The sequence below is a fragment of the Microbulbifer regidiadema (SeqCode) genome, from assembly GCF_052466995.1.
On the sequence record NZ_CP174297.1, the window covers coordinates 4,203,370 to 4,224,869 of the forward strand.

Sequence of the window (21,500 nt, forward strand, 5' to 3'; positions counted from 1 at the left end):
TAGGCGGCCGAGGAGGATCGGTTTTTGGCTTTTGGTGAAATAGCCAGAGTTTTGCAATCGAGGGGTAAATTTAATTTTCCCTCGATTGCAGAATTTAATTGATTAGCGAGGTGTTTCTTTAAGAAATTTTTCCAGTAACACGCACACGTTTTGAGCCGGGAATAATTTTAATTTTTTGGCTTTTCTGTCTCTCAATGCCGATATCAATGGCATTTTTCCCCGCAATTAATAAGCCGGCGACCAGAAAGGCACCGGGCGGTAGCACGGCGACGAGAACGCCGGGATAGTCGCCGCCAAATACAGAGAGGCTCCAGTCTTTGGCGATAGGGCCAAATAATAAATCCATATCTGAAAATAGTGTGCCCTGCCCCAGGATTTCTCTTATCGCGCCAATAACAATCAGCACCGCAGTGAAACCGACCCCCATCATCAGCCCATCCATCAAGGAGGGGAGTACCGGGTTTTTACTGGCGAAGGCATCTGCCCGCCCCAGAATTGCGCAATTGGTGACAATCAGGGGGATAAAAATACCCAGCACTAAATAAAGCTCGTAGGTATAGGCCTTCATCAGCAGCTCAACGCAGGTCACGAAGGTGGCGATAATCATCACCGAGGCCGGCAATCGGACCGTATCTGGAATTTGTCGCCGAATAAGGGATACCGCCAGATTGGAGCCGATAAGAACGACGGTGGTGGCCAGGCCCAGGCCAATGCCGTTAACCACGGAACCGGTGACTGCCAGCAGCGGACAGAGCCCGAGTAGCTGTACCAGTGCCGGGTTATTTTTCCACAGCCCGTTGTGGGCGATTTCCGTATAGCCGGGAGTTGCCATCAGTTTTGCTCCTTAACCGCCGTCGGCTCTTGTTCTGAATCGATTGCAGAAGTCTCAATCTCTACGGCTCGCTGGGACATTGGCGCATTAAATATCTGTTCGTGATGCAGGCTGACAAATTCAAGCACCTGGTGCACCTCATTGACGATGGCGCGGGGAGTAATTGTGGCGCCGGTAAATTGGTCGAAAACACCGCCATCCTTTTCTACTTTCCAGTCAGCCGAGGGCGGATTTTGTAGAGACAGGCCGTCAAATTGCAGCACCCAGTCGCTTTTTTTCAGCTCGATTTTATCGCCGAGTCCCGGGGTTTCAGTGTGGCCTGTCACCCTCACTCCGGCGATAGTGCCATCGCGGTTGATACCGACCAGCATTTTAATCGGCCCCGAGTAGCCATCGGGCGTGACCGCAGGAACAATCACCGCAGAAACTTTGCCATCCTCCTCCCGTGCGAGATTGATATCTCCGCCCTGTTTGAGGCCCAGCTGGTTCCAGTAGGACCTTGGGATTGGGTAGGTGTCCACCAGCATATCGTTGCTGTGGCGCTCCAGCGGGATAATTTCCAACAGTGCTTTTGCCGAGGCCTCGCGAATGGCTCTCTTGATCGGTTCGCGGGTGGTAATTTGCGTCACCGCCAGAGTGCCGGCCGTGACCAGGGCGATCACTGTGAGCACGGCGGCGTTGGAGGCCATCGATTGCTTGAGCATCAGTGTTCCTCCAGGTCGGTGGCGCGGCGGCGCTGCTTGTGACCATAGGTGCGCGGGAGGGTGTAATTATCGATGGTGGGTGTGGCAAAGTTCATCAACAGCACGGCGAAGGCCACCGCATCCGGGTAGGTTCCCCAGGCCCTGATGATATAAGTTAACACGCCAACACCGGCGCCAAAAATTAGCCGCCCCCGATTGCTGGTAGCCCCGCTGACCGGGTCGGTGATAATAAAAAAGGCCCCGAGCATGGTGGCGCCGGAAAATAAATGCAGCAGCGGGGAGCCCTCTGACAGAGAGCTGCCACTGTCGTAGAAAAACAGGGAAATCAGCGTCAGTGTAACCAGCATGGCAACGGGCGCGTGCCAGGTAATAATGCCGCGAAATAGTAAAAACAGGCCGCCGAGCAGGAAACCGAAGCTGACGCTCTCCCAGCCGATGCCGGCAAAAGTGCCCTGGTTGAGAACGGGCTCCAGTTCATAGAGCTGGGATAACAGCAGTGATTCGTTGAGCCGCACAATTTCAAGCGGGGTTGCGCGGGTAAAGCCATCGACGTTATAGCTGCCGATCACCAGGGAGAAGGCCTCCTCCAGACTGGGCGTGCCACCGATAACCTCGGCGGCGCCCACCCAGCGGGTCATATCTACCGGGAAACTGATCAGCAAGACAACATAGCCCACCATCGCGGGGTTGAATGGGTTGTAGCCCATGCCGCCATACAGGTGCTTGGCCAGTATGATCGCCACCGCAGTACCCACCAGCGGCAGCCACCAGGCGCAGTAGGGGGGCAGGGCGATGCCGAGGAGTAGTGCGGTGACAAAAGCACTGTAATCCCGCAGGTAGAAGGCCGCCGGCCTGCCGCGCAGTTTCATCACCGCCGCTTCGCACAGCAGCGCGGTAATGGTACACAGGGCAATATTGATCAGTACTCCGATACCGAAGTAGATCACCATGGCCAGCACACCGGGAATGGTGGCGGCGGCAACTTGCAGCATGACTTTGCCGGTGTCATTGCCGGAACGGGCGTGAGGGGAGGTGGCGCGCATCAGAGACATTATTGCTTTCCGTCCTGTGCGGTTTGTTGTTCGCGCATTTTGTTTTCCAGTTTCTCTTGTAGCTTTTCCAGCGCGCTTTCAAATGCGCCCAGATTGGCATCATCTTCATCTCGCGCCTTCTGTAGGCGAGCTTCGGCTTTAGTGACGCGCTTGCGCAGGGCCTCGATATCTGCGGCGAGCTTATCGGCGTCACTCATCTGCGCGCGCGCCTCTGCGGCGGCGCGGGCTTTGGTAATTGCCCGCACGGCTGCGCTGGTCTCTTCCTGATTGGGCTCTCGCGTACTGTCCCGGTCGGCGCGGCGCTCGGCCAGGGTCAACTTGTGCTGCGCCTCCTGCAACTTCACCTCGGCGGCTTTGAGTTGCGCCGCCAGTTGGTCGCGCTGGCTTTCCTCGGCGCTTTCCAGCTTGTTGCGCATACGCTCCACTCGGCTCTGGGCACTGGAGAAGGTGCGCTGGGCACGGGCCAAAAGCTGTTTGGGGTCTTCCTGGCGGGATTTGACCCGGGCCAGGGCGGCGGCGACAACGTCCGCCTCCTGTTTTTCAGCTTTGGCCGCCGCAGACTCCGGGTTTTGCTCCCTCTGCTGACGCGCCTGCTCGGCGGCTTTGCGCCGGGCTTCGCGTTTGGCCTCTTTTTCTTTTTCGGCCTTTTCGAGGCGCAACTGGCGAAACTCGAAGCGATCGCGGGCGCGGTCGGACTTTTCCTTTTCCGCTTCAGCGGTGCGAATTGCTCCCTTGGCCGCGCGGTAGTATTGGACCAGGGGGATGGTGCTGGGGCAGACATAGGAGCAGGCGCCGCACTCGATACAGTCAAACAGATTGTACGCCTGCAACTTTTCCCGCTCATCGGCGCGGGCATACCAATAGAGCTGCTGTGGCAGCAGCGACGCGGGGCAGGCCTCGGCACAGAAACCGCAGCGAATACAGGCCTGGGCCACGGGGGCCGGGGGCAGCTCCTCGAAGGTGGGCACCAGCAGGCAGTTGGTCGTTTTTACGATCGGAGCGTTCAGGTCGTCAATCGTATAACCCATCATGGGTCCGCCGATAATGACTTTTTGCATCAGGCGGCGGTGGATGCCGTGATAATTGAGGATGTGCTGTATCGGGGTGCCGATCGGCACCTCGATATTGCGCTGTTGCTCCAACGCCTTGCCGACCACAGTGGTCACTCGGCTGACCAGCGGCTCGCCAAAGCGAATGGCGCGGTATAGCGCCCGGGTGGTGCCGACATTTTGGCAGACAATCCCCACGTTGGCCGGCAGTCCCTTATTGGGGACTTCGCGGCCGGTCAGGATTTGGATCAGCTGCTTTTCGCCCCCGGATGGATACTTGGTGGGAAACACCACGATATCGAAACGGGTGCCCTTGGCGGCCTTGCGCATGGCGCGGATGGCCTTGGGCTTATTGTCCTCGATGCCGATCAATACCCGCTCCGGTTGATCGAGGATATGGGCGAGGATCTCGACGCCGGCAATAATTTCATCGGCGCACTCGCGCATCAGCATATCGTCGGCGGTGATATAGGGCTCGCACTCTGTGCCATTGATAATCAGAGTGTCAATTTCGGCGCCGCCGTGGGGGTCCAACTTGACGGCGGTAGGGAACCCCGCGCCGCCCATACCGGCAATACCGCAATCGCGGATCTTGTCCAGAAGCTCGATAGGGGAAACCTGGCGGTAATCCTCACAGGGACTGAGATCGCACCAGGCATCTTCGCCGTCGGTGCGAATCACGATACAGTCTTCCAGTAGGCCCGAGGGGTGGGGCACCGGGTGGGGCTCTATGGCTATAACTCTGCCGGAACTGGGGGCGTGAACCGGACAGCTGATCAGGCCGTCGGCCTCGGCAATTTTTTGCCCCTTCAACACCGTGTCGCCGAGTTTTACCAGTGGCTGTGCGCTGGCACCGGAGTGCTGTAGCAGCGGCACGATCAAATCTTCGGCGAGGGGGATTACCCCTATCGGCTCGGCGGTGCTCTGGTGTTTATTTTCGGGAGGGTGTATGCCGCCGGGAAAGTCGTTGGGACGCAGCTCCCGCGCTTTCTCGCTGGCAATCAGCTGTGCATCGCGGGTCGCGCGTCTCTCCTGCACGGCCTCTCTCTGTTGTGTCTTGCTGTCGACGGAGTTCAAACCGCACCTCCCCCGGTGTTCTGTTGGATAGCGCGGCGGTCGCTGGCGATCAGGGCCGCGCTATCACTGGGCTTGTGTGGATGCCAATTTTGTAAGGGTGTCGCCACAGGCACCATATCGATACAGTCCACCGGGCAGGGTTCGACACAGAGGTCGCAGCCGGTGCATTCATCGGTGATTACTGTGTGCATATACTTGGCGGCGCCGGCGATGGCATCTACCGGGCAGGCCTGGATGCACTTGGTGCAGCCGATACACTCGGCCTCGCGAATAAACGCCACCCTCTTGATATCTTCAACGCCGTGTTCGGCGTCCAGCGGCATGGGCTCTATATCCAGCAGGTTGGCCAGTTCATTGATGGTGCCTTGGCCCCCGGGCGGGCACTTGTTGATGGTGTCGCCGTTTACAATCGCCTCGGCGTAGGGGCGACAACCGGGATAGCCGCATTGGCCACACTGGGTTTGCGGCAGCAGGGCATCGACCTGCTCAACCAGTGGATCGCCCTCGACGCGAAAGCGCACGGCGGCAAAGCCCAACAGGGCGCCGAATACCAGCGCCATACCGCCGAGTATCAGCAGCGGCGGCGAAATTTGTGAAATCCAGTCCAGCATTACAACCCCCTATACCAGACCGCTAAAGCCCATAAACGCCAGTGACATCAGCCCGGCGGTGACCATGCCGATCGCGGCACCGCGAAATGGCAGCGGGACATCGGCGGCGGCGAGGCGCTCGCGCATCGAGGAAAATAAAATCAGCACCAGGGAGAAGCCCACTGCGGCACCAAACCCATAGAGGGTCGACTGTATAAACGTATGTGCCTTCATGGTGTTCTGGAGGGCGACACCCAAGACGGCGCAGTTGGTGGTAATCAGCGGCAGGAAAACCCCCAACACCTTGTACATCAGCGGGCTGGTTTTCTGGATAAACATCTGTGTGAACTGTACGACGACAGCAATCACCAATATAAACGAGATGGTGCGGAGGTCCTCAATACCAAAGGGCGCCAACAGGTAAGTGTTGACCAGGTACGAGCAAATAGAGGCCAAGGTAAGTACAAAAGTGGTAGCGCCGGCCATACCCACAGCGGTCTCCAGTTTATTGGAGACCCCCATAAACGGGCACAGGCCGAGAAACTGCACTAACACGTAATTGTTAACCAAGATGGTGCTGAGCAGAATGACGGCAAATTCGGTCATAACAAGTCCGGTTGAAGCCCGAGGGCAGATTGCGCGAACAGCGGCAAGTGGCGTCGGCAGCGTTTAGGTGAGACTAGTACCTTCCTGGGGAGCACCGTCGAATGCCGCGCTGGGCGGCTATTATGGGTGAGTCGCTGGGGGGCTTCAACTTGTGCGCGAAGCGGCGGGGAAAAGGGGCGACTTAGAACACGCTTCGGTTTGTGACAAGTACAGGATCGGTGATCCAGTTTGAGCGCTGCTGTTAAGTAGAGGGTATCGGCAATGCAGTATATTGACCGATCGGTACCCTTGGTTGAGAACAACGTTAATTTCACTTGGAGCTATTTAATGTCGAATCAAACCTATACCCCACCTAAAGTTTGGCAGTGGGATAAGGACAGCGGGGGCGCTTTTGCCAGTATCAATCGCCCGGTGGCGGGCGCGACCCATGATAAAGCGCTGCCTGTGGGACAGCACCCGATGCAGCTCTACTCGCTGGCCACGCCTAACGGTATCAAAGTGACGGTGATGCTGGAGGAGCTGTTGGCGCTGGGGTTTGAGGGGGCGGAGTACGATGCTCACCTGATTCGTATCAATGAGGGAGAGCAGTTCAGCAGTGGATTTGTACAGGCAAACCCGAACTCTAAAATTCCAGCACTGGTGGATCACAGCACCACGCCACCGATTCGGGTATTTGAGAGCGGTTCCATATTGCTGTATCTGGCGGAAAAATTTAATGCCTTCCTGCCCCATACGCCGGAGCAGCGCACCGAGACCTTGAACTGGCTCTTCTGGCAGATGGGAGCCGCCCCTTATCTTGGCGGGGGCTTCGGCCACTTCTATGTCTACGCGCCGGAAAAGTATGAGTATCCCATCAATCGCTTTACGATGGAGGTGAAGCGCCAGTTGGATCTACTGGATCAGCAATTGGCCAAGCACCCCTATATTGCCGGCAGAAACTACACCATTGCCGATATCGCTATCTGGCCCTGGTATGGCACCCTGGTTCTCAATGAGGGCTATGGCGCGGCGGAGTTTCTCGACGCCCAGAGTTATAAAAATCTCAATCGCTGGGTGGCGGAAATCGCTGAGCGCCCCGCAGTAAAGCGCGGGCGTATGGTCAACCGGGTGTGGGGCGAGCCCGCCGGACAATTACATGAGCGCCACAACGCCAGTGATTTCGAGGAAAAGACCGAGGATAAAGTTGCCGGCAAGGCAGCGGATTAACAGGTTGCTGAAATAGTAGTGCCCATACCGCTGAGTGGCACTGGAAGGCAGACTGCCGGCGAGATTAGAAAGCCCGCAGACTCACTATAAATTGAATAACTTGTGAGGTGCGCGGCAGGTGCCATAATTTTTCTACGGCGAAACCGGCAACCAGTGCTACCCCCAACATCAGGGGCAGGGGGATAGCGTGTATACGCGCCTCAATATCTTGCTGTTGCTGGTTTAGGATGGCGACAACGCTGAGTCTCTGTCGCTCGCTAGTGAGGCGGCACTGTTCAATTTGTCGATTTAAAGATTTCAGTGGCATCGTTTAAAGCCTCTTTGACCTGCCGTTTGGTTTCCTCAAAACCAAGCAGCGGCGCCAGTCTTTTTTGATAGGTTAACACCCCGGCTAAAATAGCGACCTGGGCGAGAATAAAGGCCAGAAAAGCAAAATAAATAGAGTTGGAAAAATAGTAGGCAATAAGCCCGACACCGGCGCAGAGGCTGACAACCAGGGACGCCCACAGCGGCAGGATAATCAGTTGCAAAGTAATAATACGCCTGCCGGCACAGACGGTTCTATCCAGTTCTAGTTGAAATAGTTTCTGGATATTGGCCAGCCATGCGCTCAGCAGGGTTAGGGTCGCCTCGACACGGGCGAGGGTTATCTCCACGCCGTTTTCACCCTCTCCATCAGTCGGCTCCTCTGAGGGAGAAGGTGAGGCTTGATCCGGGCTGCGTTTCTGCGCAGCGGCGTCGGCGCCTGAGTCAGACGCTTGGGACTTTTTTTCATTGCCCATCAGCAGGTGTCCTTCCCCGTCGTAAAAAAGAAAACAGCACTACTTAAACAGTTTCGCAATGGCCCAGCCAACCACAAATGCACAGCCAACGGCGAGAATGGGGCGCTCTCGCAGTGAGGACTCCGCTCTTTCCATAACGTTACTTGCGCGCTGTTTCTGGGATTCTACCGAGGATTTGGCTCTCTCTTTCAAGCTGCCAGCAGCTTGTGATGCCGCCTCTCCTGCAAGATTATAGGCCTGTTGCAGCTTCTCCCTACTGGAGTTCGTATGTGGAGATCTTGCGGTTGCCATCGGGGTTCTCCTCTCGGGGTTGGATTGCCGAGGAAGTCTATAGTCGCGTGCGATGATTCCCACTTGAAAAAGCGCTTTTTTCAGGCAATGTTTGCACAGAGCGCCGCTGTTGCGGGGGTGATTTACGGGCCGGAAGGGTACTGGGGATTAGGCCTGCGCCGGCGTCTGCCGGCGACGGGAAAATGGCAGTGCAGCGCTGATTAATGGCGGCCGCTGTCACGCTGCCAGGACACAATATTTTCCACCACGCCGTTTAGGAGGCGTTGGCGTGATTCACGGCTTATCCAGGCGTTGTGGGGGGTGATAATCAGGTTGGGAATAGCGCCGTCCAGCAGTGGATGATCGACAGGTGGGGGCTCCTGGCTGAGTACGTCCAGAGCTGCACCGCCCAGGTGACCGCTGCGCAGTGCCTCTGCCAGTGCCCGCTCATCGACCAGGCCGCCGCGCGCGGTGTTGACCAGCAGCGCCCCCGGTTTCATTGCGCGGATAAATCGCTCGTCCACCAATAATTCAGTTTCTTGCGTGAGCGGGCAGTGCAGACTGATAACATCGGATTCTGCACACAATTGTTTTAAAGCGGTGCGCCCCTCAGCGGGGGCACCGCGGAATGATTCGGCCACGAGCACACGCATATCCAGGGCTTGACCCAGTTTTGCCACTTTTTGTCCGAGCGTGCCGAAACCAATAATACCCAGTGTTTTTCCCGAGAGTTCAATAACGGGGTGATCGAGCAGGCAAAAAATTTCTGACTGACTCCAGCGGCCGGCCAATACATCGCTGTGGTAGTTGTGCCACTTGGATGCGAGGGCCAAAATCAGCGCGAGGGTGTGTTGCGGTACTGATGCATCGGCGTAACCCTTTACGTTGTAAACGGGAATATTGAACTCCTCCGCGGCGCTGAGATCAATATTGTTGGTGCCGGTTGCACAGACACAAATCATTTTTAATTTTCCGGCCTGGGCCAATAAGCTGCGATTTATAACGACTTTATTGGTGACGATAACTTCGGCTTCGGCGATCCGCTCGGCGACTGTTTCAGGGGAAGTGGTCTCATAAAAATCCCACTGGTCTAGACTATTTATTAAGGCCGAGGTATCCAGCTCCTCGAGCTTCATTGTCAAAGTGTCCAGAAATACGCCGCGCATGGCATCTCCTCGATAGGTTTGCTGTGTGATGGATATGCTACGGCAGTGCGGCTCGAATACAAAATTTTACTGGTGAGCGGCCTTGTCGGTGGATACTATTGGCTACGGTTGGTTTTTTCGGGGCCTTTCTTGTCGCAATTGAAGGGGGGCTTTCATGGGAATATCGGTCACGGCTGCCAGTCTAGTTTTTATCTCTGCATTTCTTCACGCTGGTTGGAATTTATTGGGAAAATCCCGCACACCGACCCCGGCTTTTTTTTGTATCGCGACCTTGAGTGTTGGAATATTTCTTTTACCGCTAAATCTCTGGCTTTTATATCAGGTTAACTCTCTCCCGCTCAGTTTTTGGCTGCTCCTTATCGGCAGTGGTTTTTTTCAAATGATTTATATGGGGGGATTATCGCTGGCTTACCAGCGGGCGAATATGGGACTGGTCTACCCCGTTGCGCGGGCGCTGCCGGTACTGCTGGTTGCGCTGGCAACGATTTTACTGGGGCAGTCACTGCCCCCTCTCGCCTGGGGCGGCATGTTGCTGGTCACTATAGGTTGTCTGCTGGTGCCGCTCGTGTACTTCCGCGAGTGGCACTGGCGCGTCTACTGGCGCGCCGATTGTGCCTGGGCCCTGGTTGCGGCGATCGGCACTGTGGGTTATTCGCTGGCGGATAAGGGCGCACTGGTATACCTGGGCGCGGCGGCGCAGGAGAGCGTGCCTTCCGTGGTGCAGGCCTACAGTTATCTGGGCATGCAGTTTCTCGCCTGCGGCTTGTGGCTGTTGCTGGGGTGTCTGGGGCAGAGTGGTAGCGCGCAGCTATTGCACAGTTTGCGGGATCTGAGAATCGGGGCCCTGACGGGAATGATGATGGGTGCGACTTACGGCCTGGTACTGCTGGCGATGACGATGACAGAAAATGTGAGCTATGTGGTGGCTCTCAGGCAGCTGAGTATCCCCCTCGGCGTAGGTCTGGCAGTTTGGCTGCTCAAGGAACCGGCACACAGACCCCAGCTGTTGGGGGTGGGGTTGGTGTGTGCCGGCTTGATTGCGGTTTCCCTGCGCTAGCGCGGCCTAATTACATCACGCGCATACCGGGCTTGGCGCCCTCGTGGGGCTCCAGTATCCACAGGTCCTTACCGCCGGGGCCCGCCGCCAGCACCATGCCCTCACTGACACCAAAGCGCATTTTGCGCGGCGCCAGGTTGGCGACCATCACGGTGTGCTTGCCCTCCAGATCTTCCGGCGCGTAGGCGCTCTTGATACCGGCAAACACCTGGCGGGTTTCGCCGCCCAGGTCCAGGGTTAAGCGCAGCAGTTTACCGGCGCCCTCCACGTGCTCGGCCTTGGCGATCAGGGCGATGCGCAGGTCTACTTTGGCAAAGTCGTCAAACTGGATTTCGGCGGCAATGGGGTCCTCGGCCAGGGGACCGCTAGCGGCTTTACTTTCCGCCTCCAGCTGCGCCAGGGACTCCTTGGCGGCGTCCATAATGGCATCCACCTGAGTTTTCTCCACGCGCTGTAGCAGCGGTTTGAACTTCTTGATCTCGTGATCTGCCAGCGGGCGGATAGCGCTGTCCCAATCCAGCTCACAGTCGAGGAATTCCGCCGCTTTTTGTGCGGTATTGGGCAGTACCGGGGCCAGCCAGGTGATCAGGGCGCGGAACATATTGACGCCCTGGGAGCAGATTGCCAGGACCTCGGCTTCGCTGCCCTCCTGCTTGGCCAGGGACCAGGGGGCCTTGTCGGCGATCCAGGCGTTGGCGGCGTCGGCCAGGGCCATAATATCGCGCATGGCGCGGGCGTATTCCCGCTGCTCGTAGTAATCGGCAATGCGCGGGGCCGCCTCTACAAACTGGTTCCACAGCGCCTCGTCGGCCAGTTCGCCGGCCAGCTTGCCGCCGGACTTGCTGACAAACTTGGCGGTGCGCGAGGCGATATTGACCACTTTACCCACCAGGTCAGAGTTCACCTTGGCGATAAAGTCATCCAGATTCAGGTCCAGATCGTCGACGCCGGCGGTCAGTTTGGCGGCGAAGTAATAGCGCAGGTACTCGGGGCCCAAGTGGTCCAGGTAGTTGCGCGCATTGATAAAGGTGCCGCGCGACTTGGACATCTTTTTGCCGTTAACGGTGAGGAAGCCGTGTACGCAAACTTTGTTGGGGGTGCGGAAGTCCGCCGAGTCCAACATGGCCGGCCAGAAGAGCGCGTGGAAGTTGACGATATCCTTGCCGATAAAGTGATACACCTCGGCATCGCTGTCTTTTTTCCAGTAGGCCTGCCAGTCCAGCCCGTTGCTGTCGCAGTAATTTTTCAGGCTGGCCATATAGCCGATGGGGGCGTCGAGCCACACGTAGAAATATTTGCCCGGCGCATCGGGAATTTCGAAGCCGAAGTAGGGGGCGTCGCGGGAAATATCCCACTCCTGTAGGCCCTCTTCCAGCCATTCGGCCAGCTTGTTGGCCACTTCATCCTGGAGGGTGCCGGAGCGGGTCCACTCGCGCAGGTATTCGGTAAAGGCGGGCAGGGTAAAGAAGAAGTGCTCGGACTCTTTTTCTACCGGAGTGGCGCCGGAGATTGCCGACACCGGATCGATCAGTTCGGTAGGGCTGTAGGTGGCGCCACAGGCTTCACAGTTATCGCCGTACTGGTCGGGGGTGCTACAGCGCGGACAGGTGCCCTTGATATAGCGGTCCGCCAGAAACAGCTGTTTTTCCGGGTCAAACGCCTGGGTAATGGTGCGCGATGCGATGTGGCCGTTGTCGCGGAGGCGGCGGTAGATCATCGCCGACAGCTCGCGGTTTTCCTCTGAGTGGGTGGAGTGGTAGTTGTCCACGCCAATCAGGAAGTCGGCGAAGTCGCGCTCGTGTTCCGCCTGCATATTGGCAATATGCTGCTCCGGGGTCAGGCCCAGTTGTTCGGCTTTCAGCATAATTGCAGTGCCGTGTGCATCATCGGCACAGATATACAGGCAGTTATTACCGCGCGCACGCTGGAAGCGGGCCCAAATATCGGTTTGGATATATTCGAGCACATGGCCCAGGTGTAGGGAGCCATTGGCGTAGGGCAGTGCGCTGGTAACGAGAATGTTGCGCGTATCGGACATCGGTTTTTCCATCGCTGTGGGTTGCGGCCGGGGGCTCTTGCGGAGCGGGCCGGAGATCGTCAAAAGACCGCAGAATATAGCAGATTTGCACTATGCCGTGGAGGGATCTAGCGGGCTTGAATTAACCGGCGGCTGCTGGCCAGTGCTGGTGTTAGGTCGCGTCATCCGACACAATGCGAGCCAACCTAGAAGCGCTGAGAGGGAGATACCGTGAGCGATCATCATCACGAGCATGACGAGCTATCAATGGAGGTTCAGGCTGAACTGGAACATCTGGCGGAGTGCCTCGGCCAGTTGCACGATCCCGCCAGTGGTTTGCCACTGGATGACCTGGACGCAGAAATCGAAGTGGGATTTGCGGATAACACTGTTTTTGCCGGGGTTACCCTGGGCTACCCCTGTGGCAGCCAGGAGGCGGATTGGCAGCGGCGCGCAGAGGCGTGCTGTCAGCCGCTGTTGAATACTGGAGCGCTGAAGGGCTCGGCTTTGCAGTTCGAGCTGTTTAGCGATATTCCCGCGACGCCCACAGCGGGAGCGCCGGAGACCCTGGCCAAGGTAAAAAATATTGTTGCTGTGGCGTCTGGCAAAGGCGGGGTGGGCAAGTCCACCACAGCGGTCAACTTGGCCCTGGCCCTGGCGGCCGAGGGCGCCCGGGTGGGCCTGCTGGATGCGGATATCTACGGCCCCAGCCTGCCCACGATGCTGGGCACGGAAGATCGGCGCCCGCAGGTAAAAGCGCAGAAGTTCTTTGTACCGGTGGAAGCTCAGGGTATCGAAACCATGTCCCTGGGCTATCTGATGACCGAGGAGACCCCGGCGGTGTGGCGCGGTCCTATGGCCAGCGGCGCGCTCAACCAGATTCTCAGCCAAACCCTGTGGGGGGAGAGCCGCGATGGCCTCGACTACCTGATTGTGGATATGCCCCCGGGCACAGGGGATATCCAATTGACATTGGCACAAAAAACGACTTTGGCCGGTGCGGTGATTGTAACGACGCCCCAGGACCTGGCGCTGAAAGATGCGATCAAAGGGGTGGAAATGTTCCGCAAGGTATCTGTGCCGGTGCTGGGTATCGTGGAGAATATGGCACTGCACACCTGCTCTAATTGCGGTCACAGCGAACCGATTTTCGGTAGCGGTGGCGGTGAGCGCATTGCGGCGGAGTACAGCACCCAGTTGCTGGGTGAGCTGCCGCTGGCCCAGAAAATTCGCGCGGATGTCGATAGCGGGCAACCCAGTGTGGTCGCCGATCCAGACAGTGAAATTGCCGGTTTTTATAGGGAGATTGCCCGCAAAGCGGCCGCTCAGATCTGGCTTAACAGCGCTGACGACGACGATATGCCGGAAATCGAAATAAGTTGAACCCATTCGCGATACTGATCACAAAGAAATAATTTTCTTTGTTTTTCGGTTTTTACCGGGCCCCAATATTCCTATATTGATGCGGCCCGGTGTTCCCCTTATCCCTGGTTTTTACGCGATAGATTTTTTGCGTGGGGCTCGCCTCTGTTACAGGACGGGTACGCGAGTGCAGCGAAAATACTCCAGAGACGGCCGGTAAAAACATAGGGATGTTTTGCTTTCTTATTTTTAACCGTTAAAAAGTCGATAATTTTGTGATCTGGTCCACTTTTTATTTTGCGGTGGCTATATTGCTGGTTTTTTTATCGTTGGCTAAAAATATTTGCTGCTGAGAGCGATAAACCGGGTTTACGGTTGCAGTATTTGCGCCGATAAACGTCGTATCTTTTATACAGCTATTGGGTTGGTGTTGCTGTAGAGGTAAATATCAGGAGTGTACGAGAAAAAAGTCCGCTGTAGAGGCGGTATCCAATACCGCTAGGACAATAAAAAGAGGCATTGCGGAAGCTGTAGTCGATAAAAATAAAAAAGACAAGCGCACGGGTGCTGTTATCAATGAGTTTTCATATTAGCTATCAACCGACAGGGGGTATAGCGCGTGTACTTTTTTTGGGTCCGCTGGGGTATGCGGACAAAATAGAAGCCACGGCGCGATTGGTGGGTAAGTATCGCCACCGAAACCCCCTACGCGTATTACTCGACCTGCGCTATGCGCGCAGCCACATTACTTTGGAGGAACATCAGAAATATATTCGCTATATGGCAGAGAATTCGGTGTTGCGACGGGCTTTTATCGCGGTGTTGCACCCGCGCAGCCGCTGGACCTGCCCTCTGCCCAGCCACAGCGCCTACCTGTGCCGGTTTAGCTCGCGGGAGTTTATCGTGGAGGCCGAGGCAGAGGCCTGGCTGGCCCAGGCGAAGGGCGCAGCGCAGCCTCTGCTGGCACTTTGAGAATTAAGCCTGCTGGCTGTGGGCCTGTTGCGCCTCGGCCTGGCGGCGGCGCTCCTCTTTTTTCTGCTCGCGGCGGGATACGGTCTGTTCGCGGGCGTCCTGGCCAAGGTGGACTTCACCGCGCTGTTTGGCCAGTTGGATTTGTCTCTCTCGCTCGCGGAAACGGGTCCGATCGGCCTCCGGCACCTTGTCGTGGCAGTGGGGGCAGCTGACGCCTTGTTCAAACAGGGGAGACTGCTGGTCTTCCTGGGTAATGGGCATACGGCAGGCGTTGCACTGATCGTACTTGCCGCGCTCCAGGTTGTGGTTGACGGTTACGCGCTCATCGAACACGAAGCACTCGCCCTCCCACAGGGACTCTTCTGCGGGAACCTCCTCCAGGTACTTCAGGATACCGCCGTGGAGGTGGTAGACCTCCTCAAAGCCCTGCTCCTTCATGTAAGCGGTGGATTTTTCACAGCGGATACCGCCGGTACAGAACATGGCGACTTTCTTGTGCTTGGCCGGGTCCATATTCTCTTTGACGTACTGGGGGAACTCGCGGAAAGTCTCGGTCTTGGGGTTGATGGAATCTTTGAAAGTACCCACCTGGAATTCATAGTCATTGCGGGTGTCCACGACAACGACTTCCGGATCGCTGATCAGGGCATTCCAGTCTTTGGGTTTGACGTAGGTGCCGACGGTGCGCAGCGGATCGATACCCTCGACCCCCATGGTGACGATTTCCTTCTTCAGCTTTACTTTGCTGCGCAGGAAGGGCATTGCATCGGTGATGGATTCCTTATAGTCCAGCTCTGCCAGGCGCTCGTCGGACTTCAGGTGGGCCAATACCGCATCGATTCCCTCGCGGGAGCCGGCTACGGTGCCATTGATACCCTCTCGGGCCAAAAGCAGGGTGCCGCGCACACGGTTCTCCTGCATCACATCGAGCAGGGGCGCGCGCAGGGATTCAAAGTCCTCCAGGGTGACGAACTTATACAGGGCACAGACAACAAATTGATTCATGGTACTTCCTCAGTTGCGGGCCGGATCGCAAATCCGGAGCAGAAAAAATCGCCGCGCATTTTATCGCAAAAAAAGAAACTTGTCGTACAGTAAGCAGGCGGCCCACCCCGTAGCAGTAGGGATTTGTAGTTGACCAGCGGGCCACAAGTTGTCAAAGTTCTGGCCGAAATTTAAAGGTCACAGCGAGGCGAATCCCATGGGCGAAGAATTTGCACCGAAAGAGTCGGAGTTGAGCCAGATCTATCGGGAGGGCGAGGTTTCCGTCCAGATCGATATTTATGAAGATGGCGAGGGCGGCTGGCTGCTCGAGATTGTCGACGAGCACAATAATTCCACGGTTTGGGAAGATGCGTTTGACAGCGAGCAGGAAGCGCTGGATGAAGCCCTCGATGCGCTCAGGGAAGAGGGAATCGCGACCTTTATCGGGCCGGTCCAGGAGGCCGGTGGCAGCTGGTAAGCCGGGCCTGAGCGAATCCGCTGGCCGGTAATTCCCCCCGGGAGGGGTATCGGCTCTGCTGGTCCCTATTCGAGCTGCTATGGTTAAGGGGAGAAAGGAATCGCAATCGTGTAACAGCACAGCCAATCACGGTGCCGCCGCGAGACATGGTGGAATCCAAGTCTCCGGTGGCACTTTCTAATTGTCAGTCCCTTATCAACCTGCGCGCCGCATCCTGCCGGCGACGAATTTAAGTCACTACCTACTCCCGCTGGGGCGCCCCGGGCGCACTTACAGAGCGAGGCGTGTGCCGCGATAGCCGGAACCCCCATAAAAAAACCCCGCTGGAGGGCGGGGTTACAAGCTCGTTGAAAACGTTTTGCTTATTTCTTTACCGGTTCAAAAATAATCTTCAGTTTTTTCTTGCCCCAGGCGCGGGCTTTTCGGATGTCTTTCTCCATCCAAACATCAATGCGGTTTCTAAAGCGCTTGTTCATGCGGTCGCGCACGGTATAGGTGCCCGGTAGCCCTTCAATTTTGACTTTGGCGCCGTTGGTCAGACCGTGTCTTTCCAGGTCGCGGGATACTGCAATAATCTTGTCACCGGGGCGCAGGCGGTTGTTCCAGGCCGCTACCCAGGGGTCGCTGTCAGTTTGACCGGGTACAGAATTGTAGGCGGTAGCATCAACAACCATGGTTTTCTTCATTGCTGCTGAGGCATTGACACTCACGCCGATCGCGAGCAGGGCGGCAATAAAAAAGGCAGTACGTCGCAGAGTCTGTTTCATCATGTCCCATTACCTCCAGGTCATAAATGGTCACAAGCCAAAGGTTGCTTGTGAAATTTCCAAGTTTGTTTGGAAATCGCTGATCAATATTTAATCAACGCTGGCTATATTACCGATGGCGCCTGAGGTATCAACTTTTCCTGTAAAGCGGGAGAGAAACCGTATGAATTGGCAGGTTATTTAATGAAATTAAAATAGAGAATTAATTTTTAATTAAAATTGAGAATAAAGTGGCGCTGTATATATTTTGTGCAGCCTGAAAAGGCGGGTGAGAACCTGGCTCTTTGGTAAATGGTTTCAAAAGAGAAATTTTGTGTGACAGCGATGTCATTCTAATGCGCTGTGCTGTTGATGATGGGGCGCTGCACTTCATCGGACTGAAAAAGTAAAAAATTCCGAATTAATTATTTGTGACTAGATCGCCATATCTCTCTGATTGGGCAAAAGTAGAGACTTTTCACCGGGAAACCCGGTCGTCAGTGAAGAGTGGCGGGGTGATTCCCTCTATTTATAGGGCGGTTTCCGGGTTTTGCGATATCGGCTCCACCTGGCTGCGCAATGCGGATAGGTAGTCACTGTCCTCCTGGAGGTCCGGCAGCTTGTGCTGTATATCCAGTCGCACGGTTTTCTCCAGCCAGGCGATGGCCTCCTCTAAATTCCCCTGCCATTCACACACCTGCCCCAGGTTGAAATAGGTGATCGCCAGGTTCTGCCACTCCCCCTGCGCGCGCAGCCCCGGAATGGCACTCTTGTAGAGCAGGTAGGCGGAGCGCAACAGGTGGGCCCGCTGGGTGGTCTCCGTCTCTGTGGCCGCCTGCTGGTGGTAAGTGTGCGCCATAGCGGACTGCACCTTTGCGGCGGACTGGGGCAGCACAGCGCCGCTGTCCAGATAATTGAGCACCGCCTCGAACTGGGCGCGGGCCAGGGGGTACAGGTCCGGTCTCTCCTGGGCGCTGAAGGCATTCAACACAATGCCGTAGCGGTAGCGCAGAGCCTGCTGTTGGTCCGGGTAGTCTGCGAGGGAGGAGATGGCTTTTTCGTAGAGTGGTAGGGCATCGGCGTAGTTGCCTGTGCGGGCGTAGGTTTCGGCCTTGCTCACGAATGCCACAGAGTGCTCGATCTGGGGGGGGCGCTGCGGGTGTAAGGTCATGGAAATTGCCGCCAGCAGCACGATGGTACCCAGCACCGCGTAAAACAGCATCAGCAGGTATGAGAGATGTTTGTGCATAGGCACTTCCCGCAGGTGACCTTGGGTGGACGATAAGAGACCCGGCAGTGTGGGCCTCTTACGTCAGTAAATGCCTATTTATCCAGTTGTGCCAGTAACCCTTGGAGCGGATGGCGCAGGGATACACCCGCAAAGCGACTGGCCTGGCAGCGGCAGGAGTAGCCGCTGGCCAGCTGGTTTTCGCCACTATTTAAGCGGGGGGCCCAGGACTGCTGGAAAATGACCCGAGAGGTCTCTTTGTGCTCCGCTTCGTGGCCATAGGTGCCGGCCATACCGCAGCAGCCGAGGCTCTCGGTCGTCAGTTCCAGGCCCAGGGCGGCGAAGACACTCTGCCAGTCTTTCACCGAGGCGGTGGCGTTGGTCTGTTCGCTACAGTGGGGCAGAAGCTGGAAGCTGGCGGGCGCGATGCGGTGGCGCTGTTGTTCCAGGTGCTCCCGCTGCGAGACCAGCCACTCCTGTAGCAACTGGACCTTGGGCGCCTCACTGCCCATCAGTTTCTTGTACTCCGCGCGATAAGTCAGCGTCATCGAGGGGTCGACGCCCACCAGGGGAATCCCGCTGGCGGCGAGATTATTGAGCATCTCGCTGTTCAACTCGGCGACCCGCTGGAACTGGCGCAGGAAGCCGTGTACGTGCAGGGGTTTGCCGTTGGCGCGATAGGGCGCCAGCATAGGTACAAAGTCGAGCTGTTTCAGCAGGCGGACAATATCTGCCACCACTTCCGCATCGAAGTAACTGGTAAACGCATCCTGCACGATCACCACCGCGCGGCTGCGCTGCGTGGGGCCGAGGGACTCCAGGCAGGCGGCGCTGGCGATGGGGACACCCAGTTCCGCCATGGTGGTCCTCAGGGGCTTCTCCGATAGCTGCGGGCTGTCCACCATGCCGAGCAGGCGCTCCATCAGGAAGGCAACCGGCTTGAGCTTTAGCGGCCAGTTGTACAGCTGCGGCAGCCTGGCCAGGTGCGGCATCAGGAATTCCAGGCCACCGACGGCGTAGTCTTTTAGCGGGCGCAAATAGCGACTGTAGTAGAGCTCGAGGAATTTACTGCGAAACTCCGGCACATCCACTTTGATCGGGCACTGCCCCACACAGGATTTACACGCCAGGCAGCCCTGCATGGCCTCGTTAACTTCGTGGTTAAAATCGTACTCGCCACGGGTTTTTGCCAGGGAATTGATAATGCGCTTGGGCAGTCCGACAAAAAAGGAGCGCTCGCGCAAATGCTGAGCGCTGGCGACCGCATCGACGTTTTTTTCGCTGAGCAGGCGCAGCCACTCGCGCATCAGTGAGGCGCGCCCTTTGGGGGAGTGGATGCGGTTGCGAGTGGCCTTGTAGGAAGGGCACATGGCATCGTCGGGATTCCAATTGAAACAGGCGCCGTTGCCGTTACAGTGTACTCCCTCTGCGTAGCCCTCCCACACCTGGGCGGGAATCTGCCGATCCCGTTCGCCGCGGGTGGCTACCGCATCGATTTTTAGCAGCTGGCTGTCGTTATTGGGGGTGGCTATTTTTCCGGGATTTAATTGGTTGCGGGGATCGAAGGCGGCTTTAATTTTTTGCAGCTCTGGGTAGAGCTCGCCAAAGAATTCCGGTGCGTATTCTGAGCGCACGCCTTTGCCGTGCTCGCCCCACAAAAGCCCTTTATATTTCTGCGTGAGGGCGACCACCCGATCGGTGATCGGACGAATTTGTGCGGCTTGTTGCGGGTCTTTCATATCGATGGCCGGGCGCACGTGCAGCACGCCCGCGTCCACATGACCAAACATGCCGTAATCGAGATTGGCCTCGTCCAGCACCGCGCGGAATTCAGCGATAAAGTCCGCCAGGTTTTCCGGCGGTACCGCAGTGTCCTCGACAAAGGGAATCGGGCGCTTTTCTCCCTGGGCATTGCCCAGTAAGCCCACCGCGCGTTTGCGCATGGCCCAGATGCGATTGACCTCGGCGTGGCCCCGGGCAATGGAGTAGCCGAAACTCTTACCCGGCTGGCCAATGGCCTCCTCGATATGGGCGATAAATTGTGCCAGTGCCCGCTCCAGTTCCTCTTCGCTATCGGCGGCGTACTCGACTAAATTGATGCCTTTAACCGGGCGATCCTCGGAGGGAAAAAATTCACTGACGCTGTGCCAGACAATATCTTCCATCGCCAACTGCAACACTTTGCTGTCCACCGTCTCGATCGACATGGGGCCGGCCAGCATCAGGTCTTTGGCGTCGCGCAGGGCCTCCTGGAAGTGGTCGTATTTTAAATTGACCAGGGCGACACACTTGGGAATGGGCAGCAGGTTGAGTTTGGCCTCGGCGATAAAGCCCAGGGTTCCCTCTGAACCACACAGAACACTGTTGAGGTTAAAGCTTTTGTCGCTGCGAATATGCGCCAGGTCGTAACCGGTGAGGCAGCGATTGAGCTTGGGAAACTTTGCCGCGATTAAATCCACTTTGCTGCGCGCTATATCATCACAGACTTGGTGTACCTGCGCAGAGCGTTGATCCCCGGCACTGACCTGTGCCAGCGCTTCATCATCGATCGGGGCCGAGTGCCAAATCTCACCGCCGATCAATACGGTGTGCAGCTCCAGCACGTGATCGCGGGTTTTACCGTAGACACAGGAGCCCTGGCCCGAGGCATCGGTATTGATCATGCCGCCAATGGTGGCCCGGTTACTGGTGGAGAGCTCCGGCGCAAAAAACAGGCCGTGGGGTTTGAGTGCTGCGTTCAGCTGGTCCTTGACCACACCGGCCTGCACCCGCACCCAGCGCTGCTCAACATTAATTTCGAGAATCTGGTTCATATGGCGGGAGATATCCACCACCAGCCCATCGGTGAGGGACTGGCCGTTGGTACCGGTACCGCCGCCGCGGGGAGATAAGACTACCGAGTGAAACGCCTCCCGCTCAGCCAGCTCGGCCAGCAACTGTAAGTCGCGATTGTCGCGGGGGTAAACAACGGCCTGGGGTAGAACCTGATAGATCGAGTTATCGGTAGCCAGAACCGTGCGGCTGGCATAGCTGGGGGTGGTATCGCCACGGAAACCTGCGTCCTTCAGTTCCTGCAAGAACTGCAAATAGAGCGCCTGAACCTCGTCGACTTCGCGCAATGCTGGAATCATGAGCTAATCCGTACTTTCCGGGAGGTGTGGGCCGCATCGCAGACCGAAGACTGGCGATAAGAGTGTGCGCAGCACTAAAACTCGGAATGAACGCGGCTTTGCATTGTAGCTGCGCTTCGTATTTGCGCAAGCCGGCACCGGGCTGACAATTCGCCACCAAAACTTATACAAGCTCTATCCTTGTATAAGTT

At 56.9% G+C, this 21,500-nt stretch carries 20 protein-coding genes; 5 read left to right on the forward strand and 15 right to left on the reverse strand.

Going from position 1 to position 21,500, the window contains the following annotated elements; translation table 11 throughout:
- Window positions 1-118 precede the first annotated feature (118 nt).
- The 6 genes from ACJJIK_RS18355 to rsxA all read right to left on the reverse strand — a co-directional run bounded on the left by ACJJIK_RS18355 (window position 119) and on the right by rsxA (window position 5,910).
- Window positions 119-832 (reverse strand): electron transport complex subunit E, encoded by a 714-nt coding sequence (locus tag ACJJIK_RS18355; RefSeq protein WP_444929680.1) that lies wholly within the window; start codon window positions 830-832, stop codon window positions 119-121.
- Window positions 832-1,536 carry an electron transport complex subunit RsxG gene (rsxG, locus tag ACJJIK_RS18360; protein ID WP_444943506.1) on the reverse strand — a complete coding sequence of 235 codons (705 nt, stop codon included), beginning with the start codon at window positions 1,534-1,536 and terminating at the stop codon, window positions 832-834. The genes ACJJIK_RS18355 and rsxG overlap by 1 nt, the downstream gene beginning before the upstream one ends.
- The gene (rsxD, locus tag ACJJIK_RS18365) at window positions 1,536-2,588 is read right to left on the reverse strand and encodes an electron transport complex subunit RsxD (protein ID WP_444929682.1); all 1,053 of its coding nucleotides are present in this window, start codon (window positions 2,586-2,588) and stop codon (window positions 1,536-1,538) included. The genes rsxG and rsxD overlap by 1 nt, the downstream gene beginning before the upstream one ends.
- Window positions 2,588-4,639: an electron transport complex subunit RsxC gene (gene rsxC, locus ACJJIK_RS18370; protein WP_444945085.1), complete on the reverse strand. Its 2,052-nt coding sequence runs from the start codon at window positions 4,637-4,639 to the stop codon at window positions 2,588-2,590. Before rsxC ends, rsxD begins: the two co-directional genes overlap by 1 nt.
- 71 nt (window positions 4,640-4,710) lie before the next feature.
- Window positions 4,711-5,325 (reverse strand): electron transport complex subunit RsxB, encoded by a 615-nt coding sequence (rsxB, locus tag ACJJIK_RS18375; protein WP_444929683.1) that lies wholly within the window; start codon window positions 5,323-5,325, stop codon window positions 4,711-4,713.
- Window positions 5,326-5,334: 9 nt separating this feature from the next.
- Window positions 5,335-5,910: an electron transport complex subunit RsxA gene (gene rsxA, locus ACJJIK_RS18380; protein WP_444929684.1), complete on the reverse strand. Its 576-nt coding sequence runs from the start codon at window positions 5,908-5,910 to the stop codon at window positions 5,335-5,337.
- 327 nt (window positions 5,911-6,237) lie between these two features.
- On the opposite strand from rsxA, the gene yghU reads away from it, so the two are divergent.
- A complete protein-coding gene (gene yghU / locus ACJJIK_RS18385) occupies window positions 6,238-7,116 on the forward strand; it encodes a glutathione-dependent disulfide-bond oxidoreductase (RefSeq protein ID WP_444943507.1) in 879 nt (292 codons plus the stop codon).
- A 64-nt stretch (window positions 7,117-7,180) separates the two neighbouring features.
- Here yghU and ACJJIK_RS18390 read toward each other — a convergent pair whose 3' ends face one another.
- The 4 genes from ACJJIK_RS18390 to ACJJIK_RS18405 form a co-directional block, all read right to left on the reverse strand.
- The gene (locus ACJJIK_RS18390; protein ID WP_444943508.1) at window positions 7,181-7,423 is read right to left on the reverse strand and encodes a hypothetical protein; all 243 of its coding nucleotides are present in this window, start codon (window positions 7,421-7,423) and stop codon (window positions 7,181-7,183) included.
- Window positions 7,392-7,898, reverse strand: a complete 507-nt coding sequence (locus ACJJIK_RS18395) for a hypothetical protein (RefSeq protein WP_444929687.1) — start codon at window positions 7,896-7,898, stop codon at window positions 7,392-7,394. Before ACJJIK_RS18395 ends, ACJJIK_RS18390 begins: the two co-directional genes overlap by 32 nt.
- A gap of 39 nt (window positions 7,899-7,937) precedes the next feature.
- The gene (locus ACJJIK_RS18400) at window positions 7,938-8,189 is read right to left on the reverse strand and encodes a hypothetical protein (protein WP_444929688.1); all 252 of its coding nucleotides are present in this window, start codon (window positions 8,187-8,189) and stop codon (window positions 7,938-7,940) included.
- A gap of 200 nt (window positions 8,190-8,389) precedes the next feature.
- Entirely contained in the window at window positions 8,390-9,334 is a 945-nt protein-coding gene (locus ACJJIK_RS18405) for a D-2-hydroxyacid dehydrogenase (protein WP_444943509.1), read from the reverse strand.
- Window positions 9,335-9,488: 154 nt separating this feature from the next.
- Here ACJJIK_RS18405 and ACJJIK_RS18410 point away from each other — a divergent pair, with 154 nt between their 5' ends.
- Window positions 9,489-10,391 carry an EamA family transporter gene (locus ACJJIK_RS18410; RefSeq protein ID WP_444943510.1) on the forward strand — a complete coding sequence of 301 codons (903 nt, stop codon included), beginning with the start codon at window positions 9,489-9,491 and terminating at the stop codon, window positions 10,389-10,391.
- Window positions 10,392-10,401: 10 nt separating this feature from the next.
- Here the strand turns inward: ACJJIK_RS18410 and metG are convergent, their stop codons facing one another.
- The gene (gene metG / locus ACJJIK_RS18415; protein ID WP_444943511.1) at window positions 10,402-12,429 is read right to left on the reverse strand and encodes a methionine--tRNA ligase; all 2,028 of its coding nucleotides are present in this window, start codon (window positions 12,427-12,429) and stop codon (window positions 10,402-10,404) included.
- Window positions 12,430-12,675: 246 nt separating this feature from the next.
- Here metG and apbC point away from each other — a divergent pair, with 246 nt between their 5' ends.
- Both apbC and ACJJIK_RS18425 read left to right on the forward strand, forming a co-directional pair.
- Window positions 12,676-13,791 (forward strand): iron-sulfur cluster carrier protein ApbC, encoded by a 1,116-nt coding sequence (apbC, locus tag ACJJIK_RS18420; protein ID WP_444945086.1) that lies wholly within the window; start codon window positions 12,676-12,678, stop codon window positions 13,789-13,791.
- Window positions 13,792-14,346: 555 nt separating this feature from the next.
- Entirely contained in the window at window positions 14,347-14,742 is a 396-nt protein-coding gene (locus ACJJIK_RS18425; protein ID WP_444943512.1) for a hypothetical protein, read from the forward strand.
- A 3-nt stretch (window positions 14,743-14,745) separates the two neighbouring features.
- On the opposite strand, the gene trhO is transcribed toward ACJJIK_RS18425, so the two are convergent.
- Window positions 14,746-15,747, reverse strand: a complete 1,002-nt coding sequence (trhO, locus tag ACJJIK_RS18430) for an oxygen-dependent tRNA uridine(34) hydroxylase TrhO (RefSeq protein WP_444943513.1) — start codon at window positions 15,745-15,747, stop codon at window positions 14,746-14,748.
- Window positions 15,748-15,943: 196 nt separating this feature from the next.
- Between trhO and ACJJIK_RS18435 the strand changes: the two genes are divergently transcribed.
- Window positions 15,944-16,204, forward strand: coding sequence for a hypothetical protein (locus tag ACJJIK_RS18435; RefSeq protein WP_444929695.1), 261 nt, complete (start codon window positions 15,944-15,946; stop codon window positions 16,202-16,204).
- A 362-nt stretch (window positions 16,205-16,566) separates the two neighbouring features.
- On the opposite strand, the gene ACJJIK_RS18440 is transcribed toward ACJJIK_RS18435, so the two are convergent.
- The 3 genes from ACJJIK_RS18440 to ydiJ form a co-directional block, all read right to left on the reverse strand.
- The gene (locus tag ACJJIK_RS18440; RefSeq protein ID WP_444929696.1) at window positions 16,567-16,974 is read right to left on the reverse strand and encodes a 3D domain-containing protein; all 408 of its coding nucleotides are present in this window, start codon (window positions 16,972-16,974) and stop codon (window positions 16,567-16,569) included.
- Between the two features lie 505 nt (window positions 16,975-17,479).
- Window positions 17,480-18,199 (reverse strand): tetratricopeptide repeat protein, encoded by a 720-nt coding sequence (locus tag ACJJIK_RS18445; protein ID WP_444929697.1) that lies wholly within the window; start codon window positions 18,197-18,199, stop codon window positions 17,480-17,482.
- 74 nt (window positions 18,200-18,273) lie between these two features.
- Window positions 18,274-21,309, reverse strand: coding sequence for a D-2-hydroxyglutarate dehydrogenase YdiJ (gene ydiJ / locus ACJJIK_RS18450; protein ID WP_444943514.1), 3,036 nt, complete (start codon window positions 21,307-21,309; stop codon window positions 18,274-18,276).
- Between the last annotated feature and the right edge of the window lie 191 nt (window positions 21,310-21,500).

Excerpts from the sequence above, each read along its gene's own strand:
- ACJJIK_RS18355 (WP_444929680.1), bottom strand. The coding sequence starts at position 832 with ATGGCAACTCCCGGCTATACGGAAATCGCCCACAACGGGCTGTGGAAA.
- rsxG (WP_444943506.1), bottom strand. The coding sequence starts at position 1,536 with ATGCTCAAGCAATCGATGGCCTCCAACGCCGCCGTGCTCACAGTGATC.
- rsxD (WP_444929682.1), bottom strand. The coding sequence starts at position 2,588 with ATGTCTCTGATGCGCGCCACCTCCCCTCACGCCCGTTCCGGCAATGAC.
- rsxB (WP_444929683.1), bottom strand. The coding sequence starts at position 5,325 with ATGCTGGACTGGATTTCACAAATTTCGCCGCCGCTGCTGATACTCGGC.
- rsxA (WP_444929684.1), bottom strand. The coding sequence starts at position 5,910 with ATGACCGAATTTGCCGTCATTCTGCTCAGCACCATCTTGGTTAACAAT.
- yghU (WP_444943507.1), top strand. The coding sequence starts at position 6,238 with ATGTCGAATCAAACCTATACCCCACCTAAAGTTTGGCAGTGGGATAAG.
- ACJJIK_RS18390 (WP_444943508.1), bottom strand. The coding sequence starts at position 7,423 with ATGCCACTGAAATCTTTAAATCGACAAATTGAACAGTGCCGCCTCACT.
- ACJJIK_RS18395 (WP_444929687.1), bottom strand. The coding sequence starts at position 7,898 with ATGGGCAATGAAAAAAAGTCCCAAGCGTCTGACTCAGGCGCCGACGCC.
- ACJJIK_RS18400 (WP_444929688.1), bottom strand. The coding sequence starts at position 8,189 with ATGGCAACCGCAAGATCTCCACATACGAACTCCAGTAGGGAGAAGCTG.
- ACJJIK_RS18405 (WP_444943509.1), bottom strand. The coding sequence starts at position 9,334 with ATGCGCGGCGTATTTCTGGACACTTTGACAATGAAGCTCGAGGAGCTG.
- ACJJIK_RS18410 (WP_444943510.1), top strand. The coding sequence starts at position 9,489 with ATGGGAATATCGGTCACGGCTGCCAGTCTAGTTTTTATCTCTGCATTT.
- metG (WP_444943511.1), bottom strand. The coding sequence starts at position 12,429 with ATGTCCGATACGCGCAACATTCTCGTTACCAGCGCACTGCCCTACGCC.
- apbC (WP_444945086.1), top strand. The coding sequence starts at position 12,676 with ATGGAGGTTCAGGCTGAACTGGAACATCTGGCGGAGTGCCTCGGCCAG.
- ACJJIK_RS18425 (WP_444943512.1), top strand. The coding sequence starts at position 14,347 with ATGAGTTTTCATATTAGCTATCAACCGACAGGGGGTATAGCGCGTGTA.
- trhO (WP_444943513.1), bottom strand. The coding sequence starts at position 15,747 with ATGAATCAATTTGTTGTCTGTGCCCTGTATAAGTTCGTCACCCTGGAG.
- ACJJIK_RS18435 (WP_444929695.1), top strand. The coding sequence starts at position 15,944 with ATGGGCGAAGAATTTGCACCGAAAGAGTCGGAGTTGAGCCAGATCTAT.
- ACJJIK_RS18440 (WP_444929696.1), bottom strand. The coding sequence starts at position 16,974 with ATGATGAAACAGACTCTGCGACGTACTGCCTTTTTTATTGCCGCCCTG.
- ACJJIK_RS18445 (WP_444929697.1), bottom strand. The coding sequence starts at position 18,199 with ATGCACAAACATCTCTCATACCTGCTGATGCTGTTTTACGCGGTGCTG.
- ydiJ (WP_444943514.1), bottom strand. The coding sequence starts at position 21,309 with ATGATTCCAGCATTGCGCGAAGTCGACGAGGTTCAGGCGCTCTATTTG.